General features: G+C 66.4%; 26 protein-coding genes and 1 pseudogene. 10 read left to right on the forward strand and 17 right to left on the reverse strand.

The genetic code is table 11. From position 1 onward, the window contains the following. Positions 1 to 79: 79 nt before the first annotated feature. Complete coding sequence (locus LRS09_RS03575; RefSeq protein ID WP_257804304.1) at positions 80 to 1,693, reverse strand: acyl-CoA carboxylase subunit beta; 1,614 nt, start codon at positions 1,691 to 1,693, stop codon at positions 80 to 82. Next, the gene (locus tag LRS09_RS03580; RefSeq protein WP_257804305.1) at positions 1,693 to 2,568 is read right to left on the reverse strand and encodes an SDR family oxidoreductase; all 876 of its coding nucleotides are present in this window, start codon (positions 2,566 to 2,568) and stop codon (positions 1,693 to 1,695) included. Before LRS09_RS03580 ends, LRS09_RS03575 begins: the two co-directional genes overlap by 1 nt. Positions 2,569 to 2,716: 148 nt before the next feature. On the opposite strand from LRS09_RS03580, the gene LRS09_RS03585 reads away from it, so the two are divergent. After that, on the forward strand, positions 2,717 to 2,998 hold the full coding sequence (locus LRS09_RS03585; RefSeq protein ID WP_257804307.1) for an SCP2 sterol-binding domain-containing protein: 282 nt from the start codon (positions 2,717 to 2,719) through the stop codon (positions 2,996 to 2,998). Between the two features lie 12 nt (positions 2,999 to 3,010). Here the strand turns inward: LRS09_RS03585 and LRS09_RS03590 are convergent, their stop codons facing one another. Both LRS09_RS03590 and LRS09_RS03595 read right to left on the reverse strand, forming a co-directional pair. Then, a complete protein-coding gene (locus LRS09_RS03590; protein ID WP_257804308.1) occupies positions 3,011 to 3,691 on the reverse strand; it encodes a GNAT family N-acetyltransferase in 681 nt (226 codons plus the stop codon). After that, on the reverse strand, positions 3,672 to 4,172 hold the full coding sequence (locus LRS09_RS03595) for a MarR family winged helix-turn-helix transcriptional regulator (protein WP_257804309.1): 501 nt from the start codon (positions 4,170 to 4,172) through the stop codon (positions 3,672 to 3,674). Before LRS09_RS03595 ends, LRS09_RS03590 begins: the two co-directional genes overlap by 20 nt. A gap of 121 nt (positions 4,173 to 4,293) precedes the next feature. On the opposite strand from LRS09_RS03595, the gene LRS09_RS03600 reads away from it, so the two are divergent. After that, a complete protein-coding gene (locus LRS09_RS03600; protein WP_257804310.1) occupies positions 4,294 to 4,845 on the forward strand; it encodes an NADAR family protein in 552 nt (183 codons plus the stop codon). Between the two features lie 4 nt (positions 4,846 to 4,849). Here the strand turns inward: LRS09_RS03600 and LRS09_RS03605 are convergent, their stop codons facing one another. From LRS09_RS03605 to LRS09_RS03615, 3 genes are all read right to left on the reverse strand, one after another. Next, entirely contained in the window at positions 4,850 to 5,410 is a 561-nt protein-coding gene (locus tag LRS09_RS03605; protein ID WP_257804311.1) for a GNAT family N-acetyltransferase, read from the reverse strand. A 142-nt stretch (positions 5,411 to 5,552) separates the two neighbouring features. Then, positions 5,553 to 6,686, reverse strand: a complete 1,134-nt coding sequence (odc2, locus tag LRS09_RS03610) for an ornithine/lysine decarboxylase (protein WP_257804312.1) — start codon at positions 6,684 to 6,686, stop codon at positions 5,553 to 5,555. Between the two features lie 650 nt (positions 6,687 to 7,336). Further along, the gene (locus LRS09_RS03615) at positions 7,337 to 8,302 is read right to left on the reverse strand and encodes a GlxA family transcriptional regulator (protein WP_257804314.1); all 966 of its coding nucleotides are present in this window, start codon (positions 8,300 to 8,302) and stop codon (positions 7,337 to 7,339) included. Positions 8,303 to 8,388: 86 nt separating this feature from the next. On the opposite strand from LRS09_RS03615, the gene LRS09_RS03620 reads away from it, so the two are divergent. Continuing rightward, the gene (locus tag LRS09_RS03620; protein WP_257804316.1) at positions 8,389 to 9,534 is read left to right on the forward strand and encodes a DJ-1/PfpI family protein; all 1,146 of its coding nucleotides are present in this window, start codon (positions 8,389 to 8,391) and stop codon (positions 9,532 to 9,534) included. A gap of 124 nt (positions 9,535 to 9,658) precedes the next feature. After that, positions 9,659 to 11,281, forward strand: coding sequence for an ABC-F family ATP-binding cassette domain-containing protein (locus tag LRS09_RS03625; RefSeq protein WP_257804317.1), 1,623 nt, complete (start codon positions 9,659 to 9,661; stop codon positions 11,279 to 11,281). A gap of 92 nt (positions 11,282 to 11,373) precedes the next feature. On the opposite strand, the pseudogene LRS09_RS03630 reads toward LRS09_RS03625, so the two are convergent. After that, a pseudogene (locus LRS09_RS03630) lies at positions 11,374 to 13,705 on the reverse strand (membrane-bound PQQ-dependent dehydrogenase, glucose/quinate/shikimate family). Positions 13,706 to 13,957: 252 nt separating this feature from the next. Continuing rightward, on the reverse strand, positions 13,958 to 15,031 hold the full coding sequence (locus tag LRS09_RS03635) for a D-alanine--D-alanine ligase family protein (RefSeq protein ID WP_257804319.1): 1,074 nt from the start codon (positions 15,029 to 15,031) through the stop codon (positions 13,958 to 13,960). A 187-nt stretch (positions 15,032 to 15,218) separates the two neighbouring features. On the opposite strand from LRS09_RS03635, the gene LRS09_RS03640 reads away from it, so the two are divergent. The 3 genes from LRS09_RS03640 to LRS09_RS03650 all read left to right on the forward strand — a co-directional run bounded on the left by LRS09_RS03640 (position 15,219) and on the right by LRS09_RS03650 (position 17,982). Then, entirely contained in the window at positions 15,219 to 16,118 is a 900-nt protein-coding gene (locus LRS09_RS03640) for a LysR family transcriptional regulator (protein WP_257804320.1), read from the forward strand. A gap of 62 nt (positions 16,119 to 16,180) precedes the next feature. Beyond that, positions 16,181 to 16,849, forward strand: coding sequence for a DUF1007 family protein (locus LRS09_RS03645; RefSeq protein ID WP_257804321.1), 669 nt, complete (start codon positions 16,181 to 16,183; stop codon positions 16,847 to 16,849). Positions 16,850 to 16,854: 5 nt separating this feature from the next. Next, on the forward strand, positions 16,855 to 17,982 hold the full coding sequence (locus LRS09_RS03650; protein ID WP_257804323.1) for a nickel/cobalt transporter: 1,128 nt from the start codon (positions 16,855 to 16,857) through the stop codon (positions 17,980 to 17,982). A 21-nt stretch (positions 17,983 to 18,003) separates the two neighbouring features. Here the strand turns inward: LRS09_RS03650 and LRS09_RS03655 are convergent, their stop codons facing one another. From LRS09_RS03655 to LRS09_RS03680, 7 genes are read right to left on the reverse strand one after another with little or no spacing between them, the layout of a single operon-like run. Next, positions 18,004 to 18,486, reverse strand: coding sequence for a hypothetical protein (locus tag LRS09_RS03655; protein WP_257804324.1), 483 nt, complete (start codon positions 18,484 to 18,486; stop codon positions 18,004 to 18,006). After that, entirely contained in the window at positions 18,486 to 19,448 is a 963-nt protein-coding gene (gene denD / locus LRS09_RS03660; RefSeq protein WP_257804325.1) for a D-erythronate dehydrogenase, read from the reverse strand. The genes LRS09_RS03655 and denD overlap by 1 nt, the downstream gene beginning before the upstream one ends. Continuing rightward, positions 19,448 to 19,651, reverse strand: coding sequence for a hypothetical protein (locus tag LRS09_RS03665; protein ID WP_176247597.1), 204 nt, complete (start codon positions 19,649 to 19,651; stop codon positions 19,448 to 19,450). The genes denD and LRS09_RS03665 overlap by 1 nt, the downstream gene beginning before the upstream one ends. Beyond that, positions 19,651 to 20,409 carry an SDR family oxidoreductase gene (locus LRS09_RS03670; protein WP_257804327.1) on the reverse strand — a complete coding sequence of 253 codons (759 nt, stop codon included), beginning with the start codon at positions 20,407 to 20,409 and terminating at the stop codon, positions 19,651 to 19,653. Before LRS09_RS03670 ends, LRS09_RS03665 begins: the two co-directional genes overlap by 1 nt. A gap of 13 nt (positions 20,410 to 20,422) precedes the next feature. Next, complete coding sequence (locus LRS09_RS29950) at positions 20,423 to 20,599, reverse strand: hypothetical protein (protein WP_308240274.1); 177 nt, start codon at positions 20,597 to 20,599, stop codon at positions 20,423 to 20,425. Continuing rightward, a complete protein-coding gene (locus LRS09_RS03675; RefSeq protein WP_308240275.1) occupies positions 20,553 to 21,392 on the reverse strand; it encodes a cation diffusion facilitator family transporter in 840 nt (279 codons plus the stop codon). The genes LRS09_RS29950 and LRS09_RS03675 overlap by 47 nt, the downstream gene beginning before the upstream one ends. A 54-nt stretch (positions 21,393 to 21,446) precedes the next feature. Further along, positions 21,447 to 22,130 (reverse strand): GNAT family N-acetyltransferase, encoded by a 684-nt coding sequence (locus LRS09_RS03680; protein ID WP_257804328.1) that lies wholly within the window; start codon positions 22,128 to 22,130, stop codon positions 21,447 to 21,449. A 122-nt stretch (positions 22,131 to 22,252) separates the two neighbouring features. On the opposite strand from LRS09_RS03680, the gene LRS09_RS03685 reads away from it, so the two are divergent. From LRS09_RS03685 to brnA, 3 genes are read left to right on the forward strand one after another with little or no spacing between them, the layout of a single operon-like run. Beyond that, the gene (locus LRS09_RS03685; RefSeq protein ID WP_257804329.1) at positions 22,253 to 23,440 is read left to right on the forward strand and encodes a pyridoxal phosphate-dependent aminotransferase; all 1,188 of its coding nucleotides are present in this window, start codon (positions 22,253 to 22,255) and stop codon (positions 23,438 to 23,440) included. Between the two features lie 20 nt (positions 23,441 to 23,460). After that, on the forward strand, positions 23,461 to 23,724 hold the full coding sequence (locus tag LRS09_RS03690; RefSeq protein WP_257804330.1) for a BrnT family toxin: 264 nt from the start codon (positions 23,461 to 23,463) through the stop codon (positions 23,722 to 23,724). Further along, a complete protein-coding gene (gene brnA / locus LRS09_RS03695; protein ID WP_257804331.1) occupies positions 23,711 to 23,929 on the forward strand; it encodes a type II toxin-antitoxin system BrnA family antitoxin in 219 nt (72 codons plus the stop codon). Before LRS09_RS03690 ends, brnA begins: the two co-directional genes overlap by 14 nt. On the opposite strand, the gene LRS09_RS03700 is transcribed toward brnA, so the two are convergent. After that, on the reverse strand, positions 23,924 to 24,808 hold the full coding sequence (locus tag LRS09_RS03700; RefSeq protein WP_257804332.1) for a helix-turn-helix domain-containing GNAT family N-acetyltransferase: 885 nt from the start codon (positions 24,806 to 24,808) through the stop codon (positions 23,924 to 23,926). The two genes, brnA and LRS09_RS03700, sit on opposite strands and share 6 nt — an antisense overlap. Positions 24,809 to 24,843 lie beyond the last annotated feature (35 nt).

The raw sequence follows: 24,843 nt of genomic DNA on the forward strand, positions 1-24,843 counted from the left end.
ATCTCCTCTCCCCCAGGCAGGGGGAGAGGTGGCCGGCGAAGCCGGTCGGTGAGGGGGTGCATCACCAGTTTCGTCGTCTCTACATCCTCGCCACGCCGAACGTGTTCGCCCGCAGCTCCCGCCGCTCGCCCTCCGCCGCGACCGCCAGGCACAGCGCAAGGACCGCCCGCGTGTCGCGCGGGTCGATGATGCCGTCGTCCCAGAGCCTTGCGGTGGCAAACAGCGCGTCCGACTGCGCCTCGATGCCGCCGCGGATCATCGCGCTCTGCTTCGCGAGCGCCTCCTCGTCGACTGCGCCGCCCTCCCGCGCGGCCTTGCCGCGCGCTACGATCTCCATCACCCGCGCCGCCTGTTCGCCGCCCATCACCGCAGTGCGCGCCGACGGCCAGGAGAAGATAAAGCGAGGCGAGAAGCCCCGGCCGCACATGCCGTAATTGCCGGCACCATAGGAGCCGCCGATGACGAAGGTGAACTTCGGCACGCGCGCGTTCGCCACGGCCTGGATCATCTTCGACCCGTGCTTGATCGCACCGTCGGCCTCCGCCTGCCTGCCGACCATGTAGCCGGTGGTGTTCTGCAGGAAGACCAGCGGCGTGCCGGACTGGTCGCAGAGCTGGATGAACTGCGCCGCCTTGGTCGATCCCGTCGGCATGATCGGCCCGTTGTTGGCGAGGATACCGACCGGACGGCCATCCACGAAGGCATGGCCGCACACCGTTTCCGACCCGTAGACCGCCTTGAACTCCAGGAATTCAGAGCGGTCGACGATCCGCGCGATCACCTCGCGCATGTCGAACGGCGTCCGGTCGTCGGCGGGCACGATGCCGAGCAGTTCGTCGGGATCGTAGACCGGGGCGGAGACGCTTCGCGGGCCGCCCGCCACCTCGTCCCACGCGAGATGGCGCATGATCTGCCGGCCGATCGCGAGCGCCTGCACATCGTCGTCGGCCACATATTCGCCAAGTCCCGTTACCCGGCCGTGCACGTCGGCGCCGCCGAGTTCCTCGTCGCTGGCATCCTCGCCGATTGCGGCCTTCACCAGAGGCGGGCCGGCGAGGAATATCTTCGAGCGGCCCTTCACCAGAACGACATAGTCCGACAGGCCGGGCAGATAGGCTCCGCCCGCCGTGGACGAGCCATGCACGATGGCGATCTGCGGTATGCCGGCGGCGGAGAGCCGCGCCTGGTTGGCGAAGGAACGGCCGCCCTCGACGAACATCTCGGCCTGATAGAGCAGGTTGGCGCCGCCGCTCTCGACCAGCGAGACGATCGGCAGCCGGTTCTCCAGCGCGATCTCTTGGCAGCGAAGCGCCTTCTTCAGCCCCATCGGGGGGATCGTCCCGCCCTTGATGCCGCTGTCGTTCGCCGTGACGACGACGCGCTTGCCGGCAACCACGCCGATACCGGCGATCGAGCCGCCGCCCATGATGTTCCTGCCGCCGTCGTCGTCGTGCATGCGATAGCCGGCGAGCGTCGAGATTTCGAGGAAAGGCGCACCGCGGTCGAGCAGCCTTTCGACACGTTCGCGTGGAAGAATCTGGCCGCGCTTCTCGAACGTCTCGCGCCGCGCGGCCGAGTTCTGCCGCACCCGCTCCTCCAGTTCGCGCACCCTCGCGAGCTTCGCCGCCATCGCCTCGACATTGGCCTTGAAGGTTGGCGAGGCGGTGTCGATCGCAGAGGACAGCACCGGCATCAGCCAGCGTCCTTTCCGGACAGGACATCGGGCACGACGGCGCGGTGGAAGCCGTCGAAGGGTTCGGTTCCCCTGCCCTTGCCGATCGGGAACAGCGCCGAACCCAGCGGCGAGCCACCGTCGATCGGCACCGTCACGCCGGTGACGAAGGATGCGGCCGGCGACAGCAGGAAGCAGATGACGGCCGAGACCTCCGCCTCGACGCCGATGCGCCCGAGCGGCACATGCTTCTTCAGCGTCGGGATCAGCGCCCGCGTCATGCCGTCATAGGTGTCCATGCCCGACGAGGCGACCCAGCCGGGCGCGACGCAGTTGACCCGCACGCCGGCCGGCCCCCACTCGTAGGCCGCCGTCTTGGTGAGGTTGACCATGCCAGCCCGCGCAGCCCCCGAATGCGCCATGCCCGGCATGCCGCGCCACATGTCGGCCGCCGTGTTGACGATCGCACCGCCAGCCGCCTCCATCGCCTGGAGGTAGACCTCGCGCATGACAAGAAAACCGCCGGTCAGATTGTTGGCGACGACGGCGTCGAAACCCTTCTTCGAGATCGACTGCATAGGGGCGGGAAACTGCCCGCCGGCATTATTGACCAGTCCGTGAATCCGCCCGCGCGCGGAAACGATCGACGCGACCGCCGCCTTGACCGCCTCCTCGTCGCGGATGTCGAACGCGCGCGCTTCCGCCGAGCCGCCATCCTCGGCGATCTCGGCCAGCACGCCGTCCAGCTTTTCCTGCCTGCGCCCGGTGATGACGACATGCGCGCCGAGGCTTGCAAGCTCGTGCGCCACGCAGCGGCCGATACCCGACCCGCCGCCCGTCACCACGATCGTCTGTCCGCTGAAACAGTCCTGTCGCAGTATGCTGCGATACGTCATCGGCCTCCTCCCCGAGGTGATCGGACGCTAGACTACGTTGACGTAAACGTCAAACGACTGGTAATGACTCGACAGCCTCGGAACATGTCCGGGCCACCCATCAACCGCCGGCCGGCGCGCCATGCCCGCCCGCACTCAGGAGGACGCCATGAGCGTGGAAGACATCGCCGCCAAGATGAAGGACAAGGTCGCCGCCAGCGGCTTCGACCGCTCGGTCAAATTCGACCTCAAGGGCGAAGGCGTCATCGTCATCGACGGCACGACCGTGTCCACCACCGATGCGCCCGCCGACTGCACGATCACCATCTCGCTGGACGACTTCAAGGACCTGATCGCCGGCGAACTGAACCCCACCGCCGCCTTCATGACCGGCAAGATCAAGGTCGCCGGCGACATGTCGGTGGCGATGGCGCTCAGCCAGATCGTGTGATTCCGATGGCGGTCAGTCGCCCCTGCGGATGGCCGCCATGTTCATCGTCTCGCGCAGCCGGAACCCGATGGACTCGTAGAGCCTGATCGCTGGCGCATTGGTCGTGTAGGCGTGCAGGAAGGCGGTATCGCCCGCCTCCTGGATCTTGCGGGTGCCGTAGAGCGACATCAGCCGCCCGAGCCCCCGCCCCTGCACGTCGGGATGCGAGCAGACGCCGCTCAGTTCCCGCAGCCCGTTCGGTCCGAGCCGCTGGCCGGCCATGGCGATCAGGCGTCCGTTCTCTCGGATGCCCCAGAACGGGCCGAAATCCTGTGCCCTGAGCGAGAACGGCCCGGGCTTCGTCAGCGTCGCAAGCTCCAGCATGTCGGCCGCGTCGGCGCGCCCGAGCGGCCGGATGCGCTCGTCATCGGCGAAGGCGACAGGCGCATCCGCCACCATCTGCACCAGCGTCGCCTGCGTCGCCGGCTCGAAGCCGTGGGGGAAGGCGAGCGGATCCTTCTGCACGAGCAACAGCGTCCCGCCCGGCTCCGCGAGCTCGCCGAGCGCGGCGATGCTCTCTCGCGTCTCGTCGCCGGTCGCGGCGAAGGCGGACATGTCGGCGGGGTAGCGTTTCGCCAATGCCCCGCCCTCGGCGAGCGCCGCGTGGCGCGAGACGAGCGATGTCCAGATCGGTCTATCGAGAAGATGCGCCATCGTCCGGATCCTCCGCGCGCCGCTGGAGCGGCCGCTCGGCGAGCCGGTCCTCCATCGACGCGAGTTGTTCGAGAAGCCCCGCCGGAAGGTCGCGGCAGAGATCGGCGACCGCCGCTTCGATCCGCGGCCAGATCATCGTCTTGCCCTCCTCCACCGCCTGTCGGCCGGCCTCGGTCAGCGTGATGACGCGCCGGCGCTGGTCGTCGGGCGGCGCCTGCGCGGTGACCAACCCCATCCTGGCCAGCTCCGAAACCGCACGCGTCGCGCCAGGCTGCGTGATCCCCAGCGCCTCCGCGAGGTCGCCGATGCCGAGGGGTCCCAGCCGATCGATAGCGGCGAGCGGCGGGTAGAGCGCTGGCTGCACCGCTCCGCCAAACCCGTCGATGATCTTCTGCGTATCGGCCTGCAGCCGCTCGCCGATACGACGAAAGCGTGTGCCGAGGCACAGATAGCCAAGCGCGCGTACTACATCCTCCGTCATCATAGAACTCGCTGTAGATATATAACTGCTTATATAAATGCCTATAGAGCCTTGGCGTCAAGCACCCTGGGACGGCCACCCTGTTCGTTGACGTCATCTGGGCGAGCTGGGACTATGAGCAATGACCTATGATCGCCAATGGCTCGAACGGGAATTCCGCGCAAAGGCAAAGCTGAAGTTCGTCTTCTTCTGGGGCCACCAGCCTTCAAAAGACGGAAGGCTGACGCCTGCATGCTTCAGCCAATGGTGGCCTTCGCCTTTCAAGGTCGAGGGTGTCACTTATCCTACCGCGGAACACTGGATGATGGCGGGAAAAGCCCTGCTGTTCGGCGACGATGACGCAGCAAAGCGAATACGCGAAGCCGGCGGTCCCAGGCAGGTCAAGGAACTCGGACGTCAGGTTCGCGGCTTCAACGAGATGCGCTGGTCCGCTGCCAGACGCGATATCGTCACCACCGGAAATCTCGAAAAATTCCGCCAGAACCCCGCACTCGGCTCCTTTCTCCAATCGACAGGGAAGGCCGTGCTTGTCGAGGCGAGTCCTGTCGACCGGATCTGGGGCATAGGTCTCGCAGCGGACGACGAGCATGCCGAGAATCCATTGCGGTGGAGGGGCGAGAACCTTCTCGGGTTCTCGCTCATGGATGTTCGCGACAGTCTGGCTGGGAGCTGACCGCTCAGGCGGCCAGCGCCGCCTTCGCCGCCTCGCTCTTGCGGCCGGCCGCCTTCAGCACGCCCTGCGCGCCATCCAGCGCGCCGTCCCTGAGTTCCAGCGCCAGGAAGCGGTGCTTCTCGTAGGGGCCGGGCATGGCGAGCCGATCGGTCTTCTCCGCCGAGAAGCCAAAGCGGGCGTAATAGGGCGCGTCGCCCACCAGCAGGATGGCTCCATGGCCAAGGCGCGCGGATTCCGCGATCGCGTGCTTCATGAGCGCCGAGCCGATGCCGGCCGACTTCAGCGACGGGTCGACCGCGAGCGGGCCGAGCAGGAGCGCGCACCTGTCGCCCGCCTCGACATCCCACAGCCGCACCGTCCCGGCGGCACGCCCGTCCTCGCCACGCGCGACGAAGGCGAGCCCCTCGGACGGCAGACGGCCGCGGCGGATCTTCTCCGACGACTTGCGCTTGCGGCCCGGGCCCATGGCGCGGTCGAGCAGCGCCTCGCGGGCAGCGATGTCGCGGGCGGATTCGGTCTGGATTGTGAAAGCAAAAGCGATGGAAGGGGCAGGCACGGCGGTCACGGCATTGTCCTCGGGTGTGCGGTCAACGCACCCCCAAAGCGAGAGTTGCAGGAAAATCGGTGGATCTGGTCGATTGTCCCAGGCGAGGCACGACGCCTCGCCTGTCGCATTTTTGTGCAGCCCGGTTAGGGCGTTAGCCTCGTCAGATGACGTAGGCCCGCAGCGGCTCGAAACCGTTGAACGCGACCGCCGAATAGGTGGTCGTGTAGGCGCCCGTGCCCTCGATCAGCACCTCGTCGCCGATCGTCAGCGACAGCGGCATCGGATAGGGCGTCTTCTCGTACATCACGTCCGCCGAATCGCAGGTCGGGCCGGCGAGCACGCAGGGTGCCGTCTCGGTGCCGTCATGCGCGGTCACGATCGGGTAGCGGATCGCCTCGTCCATCGTCTCGGCGAGACCGCCGAACTTGCCGATGTCGAGATAGACCCAGCGCACGTTGTCGTTGGCCGACTTGCGCGAGATCAGAACCACTTCCGACTTGATAACGCCCGCATTGCCGACCATGCCGCGGCCCGGCTCGATGATCGTCTCCGGGATCTGGTTGCCGAAGTGCTTCGACAGCGCATCGAAGATCGCCTGGCCGTAGGCCTGCGCCGCCGGCACGTCCTTCAGGTAACGCGTCGGGAAGCCGCCGCCCATGTTGACCATCTTCAGCACGATGCCCTCGTCGGCGAGCGTCGCGAACACGCGCTTGGCGTCGCCCAGAGCCTTGTCCCAGGCGTCGAGGTTGGTCTGCTGCGAGCCGACGTGGAACGACACGCCATAGGCGTCGAGGCCGAGCGACTTCGCATGGCGCAGCACGTCGACAGCCATCGCCGGCACGCAGCCGAACTTGCGCGACAGCGGCCACTCGGCGCCCTCGCCGTCGGTCAGGACGCGGCAGAACACGCGGGCCTCGGGAGCGACACGCGCGATCTTCTCCACTTCCTCGACGCAGTCGACGGCAAAGAGGCGGATGCCGAGCTCGTAGGCGCGCGCGATGTCGCGCTCCTTCTTGATGGTGTTGCCGAAGGAGATGCGGTCCGCAGGCGCACCCGCGTCCATCGCCATCTCGACTTCGGCAACGCTCGCGGTGTCGAAGGACGATCCCATCGAGGCAAGCAGGCGCAGGATCTCCGGCGCCGGGTTTGCCTTCACCGCGTAGTAGATCTTGCTTTCCGGCAGCGCCTTCTCGAAGGCGCGGAAATTGTCGGCCACGACGTCGAGGTCGACCACCAGGCAGGGGCCGGCGGGACGTCGGGTGGCGAGGAAATCGAGGATGCGCTGGGTGGCCATCGGGTCTCTCCATCGCGCGGATGCGCGCCATTGCTGCGAGCGAGCGGGCACGCAGCCTCGCTGTCGCGGTCAAACAAAGGCGGGACGCGTATCCGATGGAACCAGCCGGTGGAGACCCCGGAACCATCGAAAGCCATCTCGCGGCGATGAACCTTGGTCAGCCCGACCTCGGTTCGCTTTGTCTGCCTTGGCTTGGAGGGGAGACCCGTCCGCACTGCCGGCAATGAGGGTGTGCCTCAGAGGAGACCGGCATGTGGACAACCGGCTTCCAACAAGGCCCGCACCGTCGTTGCTTCAAGGCGTCCTCGGATCGGCGGTTGGCCGCTGAACCGACCGGGTTCGTTACTCCCCGGTTACCTGCCCTCGCCTCGCCATTCCGAGGTTCGGGGGACGCCCACAGGCACGTGCGACTTTGGGCAAGCGCGGATGTAATGAGAGGGTGTGTCACAATCAAGGAAAAAGTGGGTGCGGGGCGGATTTTTTTCGTGAGGTCGCGGCAGATGTTAACGGGTTGTTTCGCCGGAGGATTCCGGCGTTTCTAGCGCAGCGCTTTTCAGAAAGGCAAAGAGCACATCCGCACGGACCGCCGCTAGGTGGTCCCCTGCCCGACATAGCGCGACGGCGGCACGCCCACCAACCGTGCGCCCGCGCTAGACCCCCGCCACGCGCCGGCGCGTCTCGGCCTGCTGCGCGGCGCGTCTCAAGGCTTGCGGCGGCTGGCCGAAGCCGCGCAGGAAGGCGCGGCGCATGCGGGCGGCGTCGCCGAACCCCGCCTCCTCGGCGATTCGCTCCAGCGGCGCGTGGCCGCTCTCCAGCGCCCGCCGCGCCGTTTCCAGCCGCAGCCGCTCCACCGCCTTGGCCGGCGTGGTGCCGGTCTCGGCGAGAAAGGCGCGGGCGAAGTGGCGCGGGCTCATCGCCGCCTGATCGGCCAGTTGCTCGACCGTCAGCGGCTCGGCGAGATGCGCGCGCATCCAGTCGGTCAAGTCGGCGAAGCGGCCGCTGCGGCCGGCCAGTTCCACCGGCGGCGCGAACTGCGACTGGCCGCCCGGCCGGCGCTGGTGCACCACCAGCTCCTGCGCGACGCGACGCGACACGTCGGGCCCCAGGTCCTCCTCGATCAGCGCCAGCGCCAGGTCGATGCCGGCGCTGATTCCGGCCGAGGTCCATATGTTGCCGTCGCGGATGAAGATGCGCTCCGCGTCGAGCTTCACCTTCGGATTGAGCCGCGCGAAATGCTCGGTGCTGCCCCAGTGGGTCGTCGCGCGCCGCCCCTCCAAGAGGCCCGCCGCGGCCAGGATGAAGGCGCCGGAACAGACGCTGGCGATCCGCCGTGCCTCGACGGCTCCCAGCCAGGCGACGATCTCGCGGAACGCCCCCATCGACCGCACGATCTCGCCACCGGAGACGATCACCGTGTCGAACGGTCCGTCGCGCATCGGCGCGGCCGACATCGAGAGGCCCGACGAGCTCGCCACCTCGCCGCCGCCCGGCGCGATTGCGGCCAGCGCATAGGATCCCGGGCGGAAGCGCTCCGCCATCTCGAAGGCCGCCACCGGCCCGGCTGCGTCGAGCAGCTGGAAACCGGGATGGAGGACCAGCGCGATCGATCGGGTCATGTCTGTTTTTGCACGAAATATGTCATTTCGGACATGCTGCGCCGGCGCTAGGCTGCCGTCAAGTCGACTGGCGAGGAGATATCGCGATGACGTTGCGGATGGCGCTCTGGGGGGTGCTCGGGCTGATCGTCCTGTTCGCGCTGGCGGCAGGCGGCTGGATCCTGTCGCTGCCCGCCGCGCCCGTCGCCAGTGCCGCGCCCGCCATCCCTTCCGGCGAGGCCCAGGCCGTGCTCGACGCCCTCAAGCCGCCGAAGCGCGAGCGCCCGGTGGTCGCGATCCTCGGCATCAACGACGCCACCGAGACCACCGACTACCTGATGCCCTACGGCATCCTGCGCCGTGCGGACGTGGCGGAGGTGGTGGCGCTCGCCACCGGCCCGGGGCCGGTCGCGCTCTTCCCGGCGCTCAAGGTGGAGCCGGACGCCACAACCGCCGAGTTCGACACGCGCTATCCCGACGGCGCGGACTATCTCATCGTCCCGGCAATGAGCCGCGACGACGATCCGGCCGCGCTGGACTTCATCCGCGCGCAGGCCGCCAAGGGCGCCATCGTCATCGGCGTCTGCGCCGGGGCCAAGGTCGTCGGCGCCGCCGGCCTGCTGGACAAGCGCAAGGGCACCACCCATTGGTACTACCTGAAGCAGCTGCGCGGCCTAAGCCCGACGATGGATTACGTTCCCGACCGCCGCCTCGTCGTCGACGGCCGCGTGGTCACCACGACGGGCATCACCGCCTCCATGCCAATGTCGCTGACGCTGATCGAGGCGATCGCCAGCCGCGACAAGGCGGAGGCCACGGCCAGCGAACTCGGCTTAGAGAGCTGGGACGCGCGCCACGACAGCAGCGCCTTCACCTTCACTCGCCCCTTCGCGCTGACGGCGATCGGCAATTCGGCCACGTTCTGGGGCCGCGAGACCTTCGGCATCCCGCTGCAGGCGGGCATCGATGAGGTGGCGCTCGCGCTCGTTGCGGACGCCTGGTCGCGCACCTACCGCTCCCGCGCCCTCACCTTCGCGGCGACCCCCGAGGCGGTTGTCACCCGTGCCGGCCTGCGCATCCTCCCCGACCGCGTCCAGGCCGAGTGGCCCGCCGCCACGCGCCTTCCCGCGATCACCGCTCGGCCGGCGCAGGCGCTGACCGCGACGCTGGACGCGATCTCTGGTCGTTACGGCGCCCGCACCTCAGACTTCGTCGCGATGCAGCTCGAATATCCGAAGACCGCGGCGAGATAGCCGCGACGATGCGTCCCGCCCGTCCCCGATACGGCATCCGCCCCTTGCGCTCGTCCGTCCGGAATGGTTTAGGCACCGCTTCCTGACGGTCGCGACGGCCGGATTCCTCATCGGCTGGGCACGCATGATCCGTCTCGAATCCATCTCCAAGCAGAACGGCAAGCAGATCGTCTTCATCGAGGCGTCGGCAACGGTGCAGCGCGGCGAGAAGGTCGGCCTTGTCGGCCCCAACGGAGCCGGCAAGACGACGCTGTTCCGCATGATCAATGGCGAAGAGCAGCCCGACGAAGGCCAGGTCTCGATCGATAAGGGCGTGCGCATCGGCTATTTCAGCCAGGACGTCGGCGAGATGTCCGGCCGCAGCGCGGTGGTGGAGGTCATGGACGGGGTCGGCCCCGTCAGCGCCCTGGCGGGCGAGATGGCCGAGCTGGAGGCCGCGATGGGCGATCCGGACCAGGCCGACCGGATGGACGACATCATCGCCCGCTACGGCGAGGTGCAGGCCAAGTTCGACGAGCTCGACGGCTATGCGCTCGACGGCCGCGCGCGCGAGGTGCTGGGCGGCCTCGGCTTCTCGGACGAGATGATGAACGGCGACGTGGCCAACTTGTCGGGCGGCTGGAAGATGCGCGTCGCGCTCGCCAAGATCCTGTTGATGCGGCCCGATATGATGCTGCTGGACGAGCCGTCGAACCACCTCGACCTCGAAAGCCTGATCTGGCTGGAGTCCTATTTGAAGGGCTTCGACGGCGCGATCCTGATGACCTCGCACGACCGCGAGTTCATGAACCGGATCGTCGGAAAGATCATCGAGATCGACGGCGGCACGCTGACCTCCTATTCCGGCGACTACGAGTTCTACCGCGAGCAGCGCGCGCTGGCCGACGTGCAGCAACAGGCGCAGTTCGAGCGCCAGCAGGCGATGCTCGCAAAGGAAATCGCCTTCATCGAGCGCTTCAAGGCGCGCGCCAGCCATGCCGCGCAGGTGCAGAGCCGCGTCAAGAAGCTGGACAAGATCGAGAAGGTCGAGCCGCCCAAGCGCCAGCAGACGGTCCGCTTCGAGTTCCAGCCGGCGCCACGCTCGGGCGAGGACGTGGCGACTCTGAAGAACGTCTCGAAGAGCTATGGCAGCCGCACCATCTATGACGGCCTCGACTTCCAGGTCCGCCGCCGCGAGCGCTGGTGCGTCATGGGCGTCAACGGCGCAGGCAAGTCGACGCTGCTGAAGCTGATCGCCGGCGCGTCCGAACCGGACGCCGGCACGGTGGCGCGCGGCCCGAGCGTGAAGATGGGCTATTTCGCCCAGCACGCGATGGACCTGCTCGAGGGCGATCACACGGTGCTCCAGTCGCTGGAGGATTCATTTCCGCAGGCCGGCCAGGCGCCGCTGCGCGCGCTCGCCGGCTGCTTCGGCTTCCACGGCGACGAGATAGAGAAGAAGTGCCGCGTGCTGTCCGGCGGCGAGAAGGCGCGGCTGGTGATGGCCAAGATGCTGTTCGACCCGCCGAACTTCCTGGTGCTGGACGAGCCGACCAACCACCTCGACATCGCCACCAAGCAGATGTTGATCGAGGCTCTGTCGCGCTTCGAGGGCGCGATGCTGTTCGTCAGCCACGACCGGCATTTCCTCGCCGCGCTGTCGAACCGCGTGCTGGAGCTGACGCCGGACGGCATCGAGGCCTATGGCGGCGGCTACACAGAATATGTCGCGCGCACCGGTCAGGAAGCGCCCGGCCTGCGTAGCTGACGGACGCCCGGCCTACCCTGCAGAAATGAAAAGGCCCATCCGGACGGACGGGCCTTTCTAGTCAGGGCCTCAGCCCGCAGACGATTGTCAGGTCACTGCACGCCCTTGAGCGTGAAGGCCATGACGTAGTCGCCCTTGTCGGCCGAATAGGGCGCGCCGCCGACCGAGACGAGCACATACTGCTTGCCGGTCTTCGGCGAGACGTAGGTCATGGGCGTCGCGCTTGCACCGACCGGCAGCGGATACTTCCACAGCTCCGTGCCGTCCGCGGCGTCATAGGCGCGGATGTAGTAGTCCTGGTAGCCCGCGAAGAACACCAGGCCGCCGGCCGTCGCCGAGGTGCCGGCATAGGTCGGCAGGCCCATCGGCATCGGCAGCTTGGACTTGATGCCGAGCGGGCCAAGCTGTTCGGCCGTGCCGGCCGGGACCTGCCAGGCGATCTTGCGGGTGTTCATGTCCACCGCCGTCACCGTGCCGAAGGGCGGGTTCACGCAGGGCACACCGAGCGGCGAGACCCACATCTCGGTCGCCATGCCGTAGGGCGTGCCGCGCTGCGGCGACGGTCCATGACCCGTGTCGTCGGCGTGCACCTTCTTGGCGAAGGCGTCGTAGCCCTCGCGCGGCACCAGCGCGAAGATGCTCGGCGCCCGCACGTCGTTGAGGAAGACGCGGTTGTTCGGCACGTCGACCGAGACCGAACCCCAGTTCAGGCCGCCGATGTTGCCAGGCTGCGAGATGGCGTAGTTGAGGCCGATCGGCGTGAAGTCGCCCTCGTAGCGCAGCTGCTTGAAGGCGATGCGGCAGGCGAGCTGGTCGAACATGGTCAGCCCCCACATCTTCGCCTCGGTCAGGTGCTCGGCGCCGATCGTCGGCATGCCGACCGAATAGGGCTGCGTCGGGGAGAGATATTCCTCCGGCGCATGGCCCGTCTGCGGCACCGGCTTTTCCTCGACGTCGGCGAGCGGTTTGCCCGTCGTACGATCGAGCAGGAAGAGCTGGCCGCGTTTGGTGGTCTGCAGCACCGCCGCGGTCGTGCCGCCCTTGCCGTCGGGCAGATCGAGCAGGGCGGGCTGCGACGGCAGGTCGTAGTCCCAGATGTCGTGATGAACGGTCTGGAACTTCCAGCGCTCGCGGCCGGTGGTCACGTCGAGCGCCACCAGCGAGGCGTTGTATTCGTCCGCGAAGGGCGGACGGTTGCCGCCGAAATAATCCGGCGTGGTGTTGCCGAGCGGCGCGTAGATCAGGCCCAGCTTGTCGTCATAGGCGGCCGTCGTCCACATATTGGGCGTGCCGCGCGTATAGGTCTGCCCCGCAGGCGGCAATCCGGTGATCGCAGGGTTGCCGAGATCCCAGGCCCAGTCGAGCTGGCCCGTCACGACGTTGAAGGCGCGGATGACGCCCGACGGCTCGCCGACCATCTGGTTGTCGACGACCCAGCCGCCGACGACGATCTTGTCGCGCGCGACCAGCGGGGCCGAGGTCTGGAAGTAGAAGCCGGGGATGACCTCGCCCATGTTCTCGCCCAGCGAGACGACGCCGTTGTTGCCGAAGGTCGGGCAGACCTGGCCCGACTTGGAATCGATGGCGAACAGGCGCGCATCGACCGTGGTCATGATCAGGCGCGTGTTGCAGAGCTGGCCCTGGACCTGCTGCTCGGCCGGCAGCTCATAATATCCGATGCCACGGCAGCGCTGCCAGAACGGCCCCTTCGCCTGCGGATCGAACTTCCAGCGCTCGGCGCCGGTGTCCGCGTCGAGCGCGATGATGACGTTGCTCGTGGTACACGAATAGACAGTATCGTCGATCTGAAGCGGCGTGTTCTGGTCGATGCCGATGTCGCCGCGTCCGCATGCGATAGGTCCACGCCAGTTCCAGATTGCCGACATTGCCGCGGTTGATCAGGTCGAACGGCGAATAGCGCAGCCCGGCCGTGGTGCGGCCGTAGGCCGTCCAGTTTGCAGGCGCGTTGTCGCCCTTCGCCGCGGTATAGGCGGCCATGTCGGCCGAGGGGCGCACCACGCCGTGCGGCACGAAGGCCAAGCCGAAGCCGATGACGAACAGAACCGCCGCCAGCGCCGCACCTGCGCGGTAGAGGCCGGAGCGCGCCGTCGGCGCCGCGGAAGGCGTGAACAGCAGCGCAAACCCGGCGAGCGCGAGAGGCGCCATTACACGGGCGAACACGGGCCAGAATTCGGCGCCGGCTTCCCACAGCGCCCACGGAACCGTCAGCACCGCGACGGCCAGCACGAGCAAACCGCCGCTCGCCTTGCCGCGCCACAGCAGGATCGCCGCGACGAGATAGGCAATGCCGACGATGAGATAGTAGACCGAGCCGCCTAATCCGATCAGCCAGCCGCCTGCCGCCGCGAGGCCCAGCCCTATCAGGCCAAGCACCACGGCATAGAGTTTCGCAAGAGCTTTCATGCACCGTTCCTGTTGAGTAGCCGGCCGCACGGCCGATATCTGACGGCGAAAACGGGAGGAAATCGCGCCATCGAACACGGAAACGCGCAGCGCCAAGGGCATCCGCTTGACCGGGCACCAGCGCACCGGTCATGACGTGGGCTCATAGTCCTTTCGTCTGACTGCGACAATTGGTCCAGAGACCGAAACCTGTGCCGCCTGACCGGTTTCCGCGGGAGCGGCCGCGATGGCCGATCCAGGAATGGCCGGGCTTCAGAAGGTCTGCCGCTTCGCTCTCGCCAACCCGTGCGCCACGAGCCGGTCGATGAGCGTCGGATAATCGACGCCGCTCGCGGCCATCGCCTTCGGATACATCGAAATGTTGGTGAAGCCGGGAATGGTGTTGAGCTCGTTGAGGCGGATGCCGAAATCCTCCGTGACGAAGAAGTCGACGCGCGCCATCGCATCGCAGCCCGTCGCCCTAAACGCCTGTGCCGCCAGATCTTTCAGCCGTTCCTCAACCTCCGCCGGAAGCTGAGCCGGAACGATGATCTTCGCCCCGTCTGCGTCGACATATTTAGCGTCGTAGCTGTAGAAGCCGTGGCTTTCCGCAGGCGCGATCTCGCCCGGCCGCGAGACGAACAGGCCGCCCTCGGGCGCTTCGAGCACGGCGAGCTCGATCTCCCGGCCCTTTATGAATTCTTCCACCAGGAGCTTGTCGTCATGGCGGAAGCCGAGATCCAGCGCTGCCGCGTAGCCCGCCTCGTCGGACACCTTGCTCACGCCGACTGAGGAACCGTGCCGGGCCGGCTTGACGAACACAGGCAGACCGAGCGCCGCCTTCACCTCGGCGAAGGACGGAGCCGAGTCCTCGATGACCGTCAGCGAACGTGCGACGGGCACGCCGGCCTGGAGCAGCAGCTGTTTGGCGATGTCCTTGTCGAGCGCGACCGCCGAGCCGAGGATGCCGCAGCCGACAAGCGGTACGCGCGCGGCCTGGGCCAGACCCTGCACCGATCCGTCTTCGCCGTTGAGGCCGTGCAGCACCGGAAAGACGATATCGACCGGCGGAAGGTCGCGCGCAGCACCCGCATCGATCGCCAGCAACCGGCCCTGCCCGCCCGCGGTCAGGCAGAGCTCCGTGCCGCTGTCCGGCCTCGCCAGCGCCCCGTCCGAGAAGCTGCTCGCCAGCCACCGGCCCTCGCGCGTGATGTAGACGGGAACCGCGTCGTATTTCTCCGGATCGAGCGCGGCCATGACGTTCGTCGCCGACATCACCGAAACCTCGTGCTCGGAAGAACGCCCGCCGAACAGGACGGCGATGCGGAGTCTGGCGGCGTTGGTCATGAAGATGTCCCGGCAATTCTGATCGCCTCCCGCCTAGTCCCGATGCTGGGCTGATCGCAAGCGGAAAGCGGCGTCGCATGCCGCTGCCGTGCTGCTTCCTCCTCCCTTCCCCCTCGCCCGCTCTCCTGCCATAAATATCGAACGATCCGGCGTCTGCCGTTCCTGATTCTCGAACGACGGTGTGAACATGGACACCCTCACCCGCATGCGTGCCTTCATCGACGTGGTGGAGGCGGAAGGCTTTTCCGCCGCGGCGCGCAAGATCGGCCGCTCCAAGGCGCTGCTGTCGAAATATGTCCGTGAGCTGGAGGACGAACTCGGCGCGCTGCTGCTCAACCGCACTACGCGCCAGTTCTCGCTCACCGAGGCCGGCCACACATATTACAAGCGCGCTTCGGAGATCCTGCGCGAGATCGACAGCCTCGCCGATACGGTGCGCGATTCCTCCGGCGATGTGCGGGGCCGCATCAAGCTCACCGCGCCGCGCACCTTCGCCGACGCACCGATCGGCCAGTCGATGATCGATTTCGCCAAGGAGCATCCCGACATCGTGCTGGACATCCATCTCGACGACCGCTTCGTCGACCTCGTGGAGGAAGGCTACGACCTCGCCATCCGCATCACCCGGCTGGAGAGCTCCTCGCTGATCGCACGCAAGCTGTCGCCCTTCGGCATCAGGATCTGCGGCGCGCCGGAACTGATCGAGAAATATGGTCGCCCGACGCGGCCGCAGGACCTGACGCGCATGCCCTGCGTGATCGACACCAACGGACGTTGGCTGTCGAACTGGCCCTTCGTCAACGAAGCGGGCGAGCCGATCACCGTGCCGGTGACCGGGAGGCTGGAGGTCAACAGCCCGCAATCGGTACGCGCCGCCGCTATCGCCGGGCTCGGCTTCGCCACCATGCCCGACTTTATCGCCCGCCCGGCGCTGGAGGACGGCACGCTGGTCTCCGTCCTCGATGAGTTCGTGCCGACCGGCGGCGGCATCTTCGCCGTCTATCCGCACCGGCGCTACCTGCCGGCGAAGGTCAGGGTCTTCGTCGACTACCTTGCCCAGTGGTTCAAGAAATACGACGCCGCCTGATGTCCCAATTTTGCCCGCATTGGAAGGCATCTGTCGCGGCGCGCTCGGACACGAGGGGACGGATGCCATTTCCCGAAAAGAAGCGATGGATCGTGGCGGCGGCCCTGTCGTCAGCCCTGCTGTGGTCTACGCCCGCCTGGGTTCATCCGCACGTCTTCGCCGAAGCCAGCCTCGAGGTGAAGCTCGACCCCTCGAGCAACGTCTCCGCGCTGCGCCATGTCTGGCGCTTCGACGACCTGTTCTCCTCGACCGTTCTGGTCGAGTTCGACACGAACAAGGACCTGAAGCTCGACGAGTCCGAGCTGGCGGAAGTGTCGAAGACGATCTTCGAATCGCTCGCCGAATACAACTACTTCCAGCTCGTCGAGGCGGACGGCAAGGACGTCGCGATGAGCGCGCCCGACCAGCTGATCGCCACGCTGGAGGACAACCAACTCATCGTCCTGTTCGAATCCAAGCCGAAGACGCCGTTCCCGCTCTCCGGCAAGATCGATTTCGGCGTCTACGATCCGACCTTCTACACCGCGATCGACTTCACCGAAGACGACAACATGAAGGTCGACGCGTTGCCCGCCTCCTGCAAGCGCCAGGTGATCCGTCCCGACCCGGACGAAGCGATCTCGCAGAACCAGGCGACGCTGACCGACGAGTTCTTCAACGATCCGGCGGGCACCGACATGAGCAAGATCTTCGCGACCAAGCTGGAGATCACCTGCCAGGCACAGGGTTGAACGACATGCAGCACAAGACGGTTCGGATCGCGCTCGCAACCCTCGCGACGGTCTTTGCCCTGACCCATATCGCGGCGCACGCCCACGCGGCGAGCTCGCTCGGCATCGGCACCAACGAGGCCGTGCTGCCTTCCACCGGCTTCTTCTCCGGCGTGCTCAATTGGGTCAACGCCCAGCAGCAGGGCTTCTACCGTCAGCTTACCGGCGCGATGAAGTCGATGCGCGACGGCGGCGGCGGCGCATGGCTGCTGGTCGGCCTCTCCTTCGCCTACGGCATCTTTCACGCCGCCGGCCCCGGCCACGGCAAGGCAGTCATCTCGTCCTACATGCTCGCCAATGAGGTGGCGCTGCGCCGCGGCGTCATGCTGTCCTTCGTCTCGGCCTTCCTCCAGGCCGCAACCGCGATCGTGGTCATGACGCTGGTCTATTTCCTGCTGCGCGGCACCAGCGTCTCGATGACCGACGCCACCTGGTTCCTCGAAGTGTCGAGCTACGTCTTGGTCACCCTCTTCGGCGCCTGGCTCCTGTGGAAGAAGGCCGGTGTGCGGCTGGTCTCGCGCCTGTCCGGCCACCCGGCCCACAGCCTCTCCGCGGCCGTCGCCCACTCTCATGCGCATTCGCATGCCGGGCATGGCCACAATCATGCACACGCGGCCGCGCATGCGCTCGCGCATGATCACCATGATCACGATCATGATCATCACGGGCAGTCCCATGCGCACCACCACGACCACGCGCATCACGCCCATGGCCCGGGCGAGGTCTGCGAGACCTGCGGCCACAGCCATGCGCCCGACCCTGCACTTCTTTCGTCTGAGCGGTTCGACTGGCGCGCCGCCTGGGCCGCCGTCGCGTCGGTCGGCATCCGTCCCTGCTCCGGCGCGCTGATTGTGCTGACCTTCGCCTTCCTGAACGGCCTCTGGGTCGCCGGCATCGCCTCGGTGCTTGCCATGGCGCTCGGCACTGCCATCACCGTCTCGGCGCTGGCGACGCTCGCGGTGACGGCGAAAAACGTCGCGGTGTCGATCGCCGGCGACGGTCGCATCGGCAACCGCATCCACGTCACGGTCGAGATCGCAGGCGCCGCCTTCGTCTTCCTGATCGGCCTGGCGCTGCTGATGGCGACGATATGAACGAGCAAACCGGCCCCTTGGTCAGGTGCAGTCGGTGGGCTCGATCGTGAATGAGATGACTTCGCCGCGGAGCCGGTAGTTGTAGTCCGCGCCGTCGACCCTGCCGGCGGCGAATTCTGGTTTCCAATGCGCGCATAGATCGGACAGAAGGCCAGTCTTCATCGTTTCAGCGGTGACACCCGGAAGGCTGTCGTCCAATTCATAGTGATAGACATAGCGCCGACCGTCATAGTCGATCCGCACGATGGTCGTCACGTCGTCGCCCTTCTTCGGCAGATCAGCGTTGAGGCTGGCTGTGACGATGCGCGGAATGACAACCGACTTAGTAACCTGGGTGCTTGTGACAGCACCGACGACTGCAAGGACGGACGCCAGGTGGGGAATCCGCAGAACCTTCTGCAGTGCTCCCCCGATCAAGCCGCCAAGTCCTCCCAGGATCGCCCCCACGAGACCATGGATCACCCAGTTGGGAAGATCGATCAGCCCAGCGAAGAGCCAGTCCATCAGGCGAGTTCCTCCTCGACATAGACCCTCACGATCTCGTCGAAGCTGGTCTCCGCCTCGAAGCCGAGTTCCCGCGCCCGCCGCGCCTCGAAGCGCGTAGGCCAGTTCTTGACGATCGACCACACGGCTTCGTCGGGCGCCTCGCGGATGAGGCTCACCACGTTCGAGCCCGCAACCCGCTCCAGCGCCTCGATCTGCTCGCCGACTGTCACGCCCACGCCCGGCATGTTGAGGTTGCGTCTTGGCCCGACGAGATCGCCGTCGATGCCGGCTGCGCGGATCAGGAAGCCGACCGCCGAACGCGGGCTCGCATGCGTGTGCACCACGGAGCGCGGCACCGGCAGGATCGCCTCCTGCCCGTTGAGCGGCTCGCGGATGATGCCGGAGAAGAAGCCCGAGGCTGCCTTGTTGGGCTTGCCCGGCCGCACGCAGATGGTGGGCAGCCTGATGCCGATGCCGTCCATGAAACCACGGCGCGTGTAGTCGGACAGAAGCGCCTCGCCGATCAGCTTTTGCGTGCCGTAGGAGGTCATCGGCGTCGGGTGGAACTCGTCCGGAATGACATCCGGGAACGGCGCTCCGAACACCGCGATCGAGGAGGTGAAGACGACGCGCGGCCGGTAGTCCGCCAGCCGGATCGCGTCGAACAGCATCCGCGTGCCGTCCAGGTTGACCCGGTAGCCGAGGTCGAAATTGGCTTCCGCCTCGCCCGACACCACGCCGGCGAGATGGAAGATGACGTCCGGCCGGCGCGAGACCAGCGTATCGACAGTGTCGGGGCTGGCGATGTCGCCGACGAAGACCGAAGTCTCTGCGTCAGGGATAGAAACGAGATCGGCCGCGACAATGTCGTGCAGGTCGAGCGCGGTGATCGGCCTGCCGGCGACCTCGCCGTCCCGGGCGAGCCGGGCGACCAGCTTGCGGCCGATCATGCCGGCCGCTCCCGTTACCAGGATACGCATCAGCGCCCCCCACCCTGCGCACGGCCGCGCAGCCAGAACACCAGGAAGAAAGCGAGCACGAAGAGGACGGCGACGCCGCCCGCGGCCACCGGCGAACGCTCGCCGACGAAGAGCATGATCTTCGGCAGGTAGAAGGCGACGATGCCGAAGCCGAGCAGGATGACGAGGGCGGCGATCGCCGAATTGCGCGTGCGCGGGTCCATCAGAGCGTCCAGCCTCCGTCGATGGGAATGGCGGTTCCGGTGGTGAAGGCAGATTCGTCAGAAGCGAGATAGACAGCCAGCGCCGCGATCTCCGAAGCTTCGCCGACCCGGCCCATCGGCTGGCGCGACACGAACATCTCCATCGCCTTGTCCTTGCCGCCGACCGATTTGCCGAGATCCTCCACCCGCCCTTCCCAGGACGGCGAGCGCACCGTGCCGGGGCAGATCGTGTTGCAGCGGATGCCCTGGCGGATGAAGTCGATCGCGACCGATTTGGTCAGGCCGATCACCGCGGCCTTTGTCGTTCCGTAGGCGTAGCGGTTGGCCGCTCCCTTGATCGACGAAGCGCCGGACGACATGTTGACGATGGAACTCGACGTCCCGTTCGCCTTTGCCCGCGCCAGCATGCCTGGCAGGAAGGCACGGATCGTTCGATGCATGGATTTGACATTGAGGTCGAAAGAGAAATCCAGGTCCTTCTCGGACGTGTCGAGCGCGGTGCCGTGATGGACGAAGCCGGCGACATTGACGAGGATGTCGATCTCGCCGACCTTCGCCGCATAGGATTCGACCGCTTTCGTCGACAGGATGTCGAGCTTCGCCTTCTTCGCCCGCGCCAGCCCGTCGAGCTTGTCACGCGCGATGTCGGAGGCGAAGACCGTCGCCCCTTCGGCGACGAACGCCTCGGCGATCGCGCGGCCGATCCCCTGCCCCGCCGCGGTGACGACCGCGATCTTTCCCTTCAGCCTGCCGGCCATCGAGTTCCTCCCGTCAGTGCCGGTGCGCCGCACTTCCGTCGGCGCAGGCGCCATACTCCACCTCGATAGTGGCATGGCCGATGCCGTGGCGCGATGCAAGCCGCTGCTTGATCGCCGTCACCGCGCCGAACGCGTCCGCGCCGTCATTGAGGCAGGCGTGCAGGGTCGCGATGTTGCGCGATCCGTCCATCGACCAGACATGCATATGGTGCACTTCCCGCACATCCTTCACGCCGCTCTCGATGTCCTTGGCCACGGCATCGCGGTCGATGCGAGACGGCACACCTTCCAGCAGCACGGTGCCCGCTTCCTTCATCAGCGACCACGCGCTGCGGAACAGGATAACGGCAACGAGCGCCGACAGGATCGGATCGATGGGGGTACCATCCCGTCCAGATAATGATCAGCGCGGCGGCAAGCGCCGCGACCGAGCCGAGCAGATCGCCCATCACATGGAGCATCGCCCCGCGCATGTTGAGGTTCTCGCGGTCGCCGCCGTGGAGAACGAAGAAGGCGGCAATGTTGATGCCAAGGCCCACGAGCGCCACCGCCAGCATCGGCCAGCCGAGGACCGGCTGCGGCACCGCGAAGCGCTCCACCGCCTCCCAGCAGATCCAGATGCCGATCGCGAAGATGGTGAGGCCATTGGTATATGCGACGAGCGTCTTCACGCGATCGAAGCCATAGGTCATGCGCGCGGTGGCCGCCCTGCCAGCCAAGCTGAACGCATACCAGGCAAGCACGAGGGACACCGAGTCGGTAAGCATATGGCCGGCGTCCGCCAGCAGCGCCAGCGATCCCGTCACGAGGCCGCCAACGGCCTCGGCGACCATGAAGCCGCCGGTGAGCAGCGCCGCGATAAGAACCCGTGTCTTGTCCGCGCCTTCGGCATGATTGTGGGAATGTCCGCCATGCGAATGGCCTTCATGCCCATGAGCATGGTCATGATGATCGTGGTGGTCGTGCGAATGGTTGCCTGCCATGGTCCAAAGCTCCGTCTGTTCGCGGACGGCTTACACCCGGACGGCGACGTTATGCTATTCCACCTGGAGCGGCCGCAGATCCTCCAGCCGGCGCTTCTGCTTGCCGGCGGCATCGAAGTTCGCCGGATCGAGCCAGGCCTCGTAGGCGCGCTTCAGCGCAGGCCATTCCTTGTCGATGATCGAATACCAGGCAGTGTCGCGGTTCTCGCCCTTGACGACCAGGTGCTGGCGGAAAATGCCCTCGAACGAGAAGCCGAACCGCTCGGCCGCCCGCTTCGACGGCTCGTTGCGGTTGTTGCATTTCCACTCGTAACGGCGGTAGCCGAGGTCGTCGAAGACATATTTCGCGAAGAGATATTGCGCCTCGGTCGACAGCCGCGAGCGCTGCATCTTCGGCCCCCAGTGGATGTTGCCGATTTCGATCACGCCATAGGTCGGGTCGATCCGCATCAGGGTCTGCCGGCCCACCGCCTCGCCGGTCGCCTTGTCGATGACGGCGAAGAACAGCGGGTCCTCGCTCGCCTCGACTTTGGCGAGCCAGGCATCGAAGGTCGCCCTGTCCGGCGGTGTCGTCTCGAACAGCCAGCGAAAGCGGGCATCCGATTCGCCCTCGGTCGCGGCCCTGTAGAGCCCGTCGCCATGCTTCGCCGCGCTCAGCGGTTCCAGCCGGACATACCGCCCCTCCAGCACGATGCGCTGCGGACGCGGCCGCGGAGTCCAGTTCGAGAGATCTTCCATGGGTCTTCCCTTGAAGGCGCGCGCCGGAATATGCTTCGCGCCGATTTGACTTCCATACTAGGTCAGAATTCTGGCTCAATGGATTGAGCCAGTTGCCAATTCCAGTCGGAACACGAAAGCCCATGACCCTCCATACCATTGCCGCCTTCGACCGCATCGGCGAGGAAAATGCCTTCGCCGTGCTCGCCCGCGCGACCGCGCTTGCGCAGTCCGGCAAGGACGTCATCAATCTCGGCATCGGCCAGCCCGACTTCCGCACGCCCGAGCACATCGTCGAAGCAGCCATCAAGGCGTTGCGCGACGGCCATCACGGCTACACGCCTGCCACGGGTCTGCTCGCCTGCCGCGAGGCGGTGGTGCGCCGCACGCTGGCGACGACAGGCGTCGAGGTGTCGCCGGAGAACGTGATGATCCTGCCCGGCGGCAAGCCGACCATGTATGCGGCGATCATCATGTTCGGCGAACCGGGCGCCGAGATCATGTATCCGGACCCCGGCTTCCCGATCTACCGCTCGATGATCGAGTTCACCGGGGCGACGCCCGTGCCGATCCCGGTTCGCGAGGAGAACGGCTTCGCCTTCTCGGCCGAGGAGACACTGGCGCTGATGACGCCGAAGACGCGGCTGATCATCCTCAATTCGCCCGCCAACCCGACCGGCGGCGTCACGCCGAAGGCCGAGATCGAGAAGCTGGTGAAGGGGCTAGAGAAACATCCCGACGTCGCGATCCTTTCCGACGAGATTTACGACGTGATGACCTATGACGGCGAGGTGCACACTTCGCTGCTGACCTTCCCCTCGATCCGCGACCGGCTGATCGTCCTCAACGGCTGGTCCAAGACCTGGGCGATGACCGGCTGGCGCATGGGCTGGTCGATCTGGCCGGACAAGCTCTACAACCTCGTGCGCAAGCTCGCGGTCAATTGCTGGTCCTGCGTCAACGCCCCGTCGCAATATGCCGGCATCGCCGCGATCGACGGCCCGCAGGACGACGTCGACAAGATGATGCGCGCCTTCGACCGGCGCCGGAAGGTCGTCGTGGAGGGATTGAACGGGCTGCCCGGCATCTCCTGCATCACGCCAAAGGGCGCGTTCTATGCCTTCCCGAACATCTCCGGGACCGGCTGGAAAGCCAAGAAGCTCGCCTCCGCCCTGCTTGAGGAAACCGGCGTGGCGCTGATCGGCGGACCGGACTTCGGCGTGCTCGGCGAAGGCTACATGCGGCTGTCCTACGCGAACTCGGAGGAGAACATCTTGAGGGCGCTGGAGCGGATCGAGGGGTTCCTGGCGACAGGTGTTGAAAAGGTATAGTTTCTATACCATATTGTGCTATGAGCTTCGAATTCGACGCGGAAAAGAGCGCTGCGAACAAGAGCAAGCACGGCATCGATTTTATCGAGGCGCAAGCACTCTGGAACGATCCGCTTTTGATCTTGGCGCCAGCGCGTTCGGAAGACGAGCAGCGTTTTCTTGCGGTCGGTCGTATCGGCCTGAAGCATTGGTCGGCCGTCTATGCACTGCGCGAAGGCCGAATCAGGCTGATTTCGGTGCGCAGGTCCCGGGAGCAGGAAGTTGAATACTATGAAGGCGAGTGAATTCGAGAGCCGTTTCGATGCCGGCGAGGATGTCGCTGAGCTTGTGGACTGGTCGAAGGCGCGGCGTCCGAACGTCGAGAGTCGGCGCGTAAACATCGACTTTCCCGCATGGGTCGTACAGGGTCTGGATCAAGAAGCCCGCAGGCTTGGCGTCACACGGCAGGCGCTGGTCAAGCTCTGGATCGCAGAGCGTCTCGACTCATAGCTCTTTCTCGAACCAGTGTTCCGCATAGGGATTGTCGTTGTAGCGCGGGATCGCGCGGTATCCCCGCTTGGCATACATCGCCTGCGCTTCCTTCAAGGTCCCGTTCGTGTCGAGCCGCAGCAGATCGAACCCCGCCTCCGACGCGAGCGCTTCCAACCGTTCCATGATCCGGCTCGCGACGCCGAGACCGCGGGCGGAGGGTGACGTCCAGACGCGCTTGACCTCGCCGATCCCGTCGTCCAGCGTCTTCAATGCACCGCATCCGACCGGCTCGCCATCGAGACGCGCAACGACGAACCAGCCTTTCGGCGGCGTCATTTCGGCCGGATCGAAATTGTTGCCCGCGAGCGGGTCGAAGCCGGACGGAAAGCGGCGGGCGAGCTCGGCATAATACTGCTCCAGACAGGACCGGGCATCCGGACTGTCCGCCGGCTCCAGCGCCACCGCCACAGAAGCCGCGCGCAGCAGATGTTCGATCTGCGCCATCGCCTTCACGACCAGTTTGCGGTCCGGCTCGCGCAGCGACCCCAGAAGCCGCTGCGCCGCAACGTCGGACAGACGATCGTAAGCTTCGAACTCGACCTGACCTTTCGTCGTCAGCCGTGCCTGCCGCGCACGAGCGTCCCGTTCATCCCTGACGAGCTCGACCATTCCCTGTGTTTCCAGCGATCGAATGAGCCTGCTGAGATAGCCCGAGTCGAGACCGAGCCGCTGGCGCAGCGGCTGCAGGCCGATCCCGCCGGAAAGTCCGATCTCGAACAAGACCCGCGCCTCGCCGAGCGGGCGACCGCGCGCAAGATAGCTCTCTTCGAGCACGCCGATGCGCTTCGTGAAGGCGCGGTTGAACCGCCTGACCTGATCGATCTCCGTCCGATACATTAGTTGACTTTAGTCAGATATATAGCCCGACTCAA

Source organism: Mesorhizobium sp. J428, assembly GCF_024699925.1.
In the GTDB taxonomy this organism is placed as follows: Bacteria; Pseudomonadota; Alphaproteobacteria; order Rhizobiales; family Rhizobiaceae; genus Mesorhizobium_A.

What these genes read in the sequence shown, in the direction of transcription:
- LRS09_RS03620 (WP_257804316.1), top strand. Translation starts at nt 8,389, where the DNA reads ATGACGTTGCGGATGGCGCTCTGGGGGGTGCTCGGGCTGATCGTCCTG.
- LRS09_RS03625 (WP_257804317.1), top strand. Translation starts at nt 9,659, where the DNA reads ATGATCCGTCTCGAATCCATCTCCAAGCAGAACGGCAAGCAGATCGTC.
- LRS09_RS03650 (WP_257804323.1), top strand. Translation starts at nt 16,855, where the DNA reads ATGCAGCACAAGACGGTTCGGATCGCGCTCGCAACCCTCGCGACGGTC.
- odc2 (WP_257804312.1), bottom strand. Translation starts at nt 6,686, where the DNA reads ATGGCCACCCAGCGCATCCTCGATTTCCTCGCCACCCGACGTCCCGCC.
- LRS09_RS03675 (WP_308240275.1), bottom strand. Translation starts at nt 21,392, where the DNA reads ATGGCAGGCAACCATTCGCACGACCACCACGATCATCATGACCATGCT.
- LRS09_RS03585 (WP_257804307.1), top strand. Translation starts at nt 2,717, where the DNA reads ATGAGCGTGGAAGACATCGCCGCCAAGATGAAGGACAAGGTCGCCGCC.
- LRS09_RS03615 (WP_257804314.1), bottom strand. Translation starts at nt 8,302, where the DNA reads ATGACCCGATCGATCGCGCTGGTCCTCCATCCCGGTTTCCAGCTGCTC.
- LRS09_RS03670 (WP_257804327.1), bottom strand. Translation starts at nt 20,409, where the DNA reads ATGGCCGGCAGGCTGAAGGGAAAGATCGCGGTCGTCACCGCGGCGGGG.
- LRS09_RS03590 (WP_257804308.1), bottom strand. Translation starts at nt 3,691, where the DNA reads ATGGCGCATCTTCTCGATAGACCGATCTGGACATCGCTCGTCTCGCGC.
- LRS09_RS03645 (WP_257804321.1), top strand. Translation starts at nt 16,181, where the DNA reads ATGCCATTTCCCGAAAAGAAGCGATGGATCGTGGCGGCGGCCCTGTCG.
- LRS09_RS03655 (WP_257804324.1), bottom strand. Translation starts at nt 18,486, where the DNA reads ATGGACTGGCTCTTCGCTGGGCTGATCGATCTTCCCAACTGGGTGATC.
- LRS09_RS03665 (WP_176247597.1), bottom strand. Translation starts at nt 19,651, where the DNA reads ATGGACCCGCGCACGCGCAATTCGGCGATCGCCGCCCTCGTCATCCTG.
- LRS09_RS03685 (WP_257804329.1), top strand. Translation starts at nt 22,253, where the DNA reads ATGACCCTCCATACCATTGCCGCCTTCGACCGCATCGGCGAGGAAAAT.
- LRS09_RS03690 (WP_257804330.1), top strand. Translation starts at nt 23,461, where the DNA reads ATGAGCTTCGAATTCGACGCGGAAAAGAGCGCTGCGAACAAGAGCAAG.
- LRS09_RS03640 (WP_257804320.1), top strand. Translation starts at nt 15,219, where the DNA reads ATGGACACCCTCACCCGCATGCGTGCCTTCATCGACGTGGTGGAGGCG.
- LRS09_RS03595 (WP_257804309.1), bottom strand. Translation starts at nt 4,172, where the DNA reads ATGACGGAGGATGTAGTACGCGCGCTTGGCTATCTGTGCCTCGGCACA.
- LRS09_RS29950 (WP_308240274.1), bottom strand. Translation starts at nt 20,599, where the DNA reads ATGGACGGATCGCGCAACATCGCGACCCTGCACGCCTGCCTCAATGAC.
- LRS09_RS03600 (WP_257804310.1), top strand. Translation starts at nt 4,294, where the DNA reads ATGACCTATGATCGCCAATGGCTCGAACGGGAATTCCGCGCAAAGGCA.
- LRS09_RS03680 (WP_257804328.1), bottom strand. Translation starts at nt 22,130, where the DNA reads ATGGAAGATCTCTCGAACTGGACTCCGCGGCCGCGTCCGCAGCGCATC.
- LRS09_RS03700 (WP_257804332.1), bottom strand. Translation starts at nt 24,808, where the DNA reads ATGTATCGGACGGAGATCGATCAGGTCAGGCGGTTCAACCGCGCCTTC.
- LRS09_RS03575 (WP_257804304.1), bottom strand. Translation starts at nt 1,693, where the DNA reads ATGCCGGTGCTGTCCTCTGCGATCGACACCGCCTCGCCAACCTTCAAG.
- LRS09_RS03635 (WP_257804319.1), bottom strand. Translation starts at nt 15,031, where the DNA reads ATGACCAACGCCGCCAGACTCCGCATCGCCGTCCTGTTCGGCGGGCGT.
- LRS09_RS03580 (WP_257804305.1), bottom strand. Translation starts at nt 2,568, where the DNA reads ATGACGTATCGCAGCATACTGCGACAGGACTGTTTCAGCGGACAGACG.
- brnA (WP_257804331.1), top strand. Translation starts at nt 23,711, where the DNA reads ATGAAGGCGAGTGAATTCGAGAGCCGTTTCGATGCCGGCGAGGATGTC.
- denD (WP_257804325.1), bottom strand. Translation starts at nt 19,448, where the DNA reads ATGCGTATCCTGGTAACGGGAGCGGCCGGCATGATCGGCCGCAAGCTG.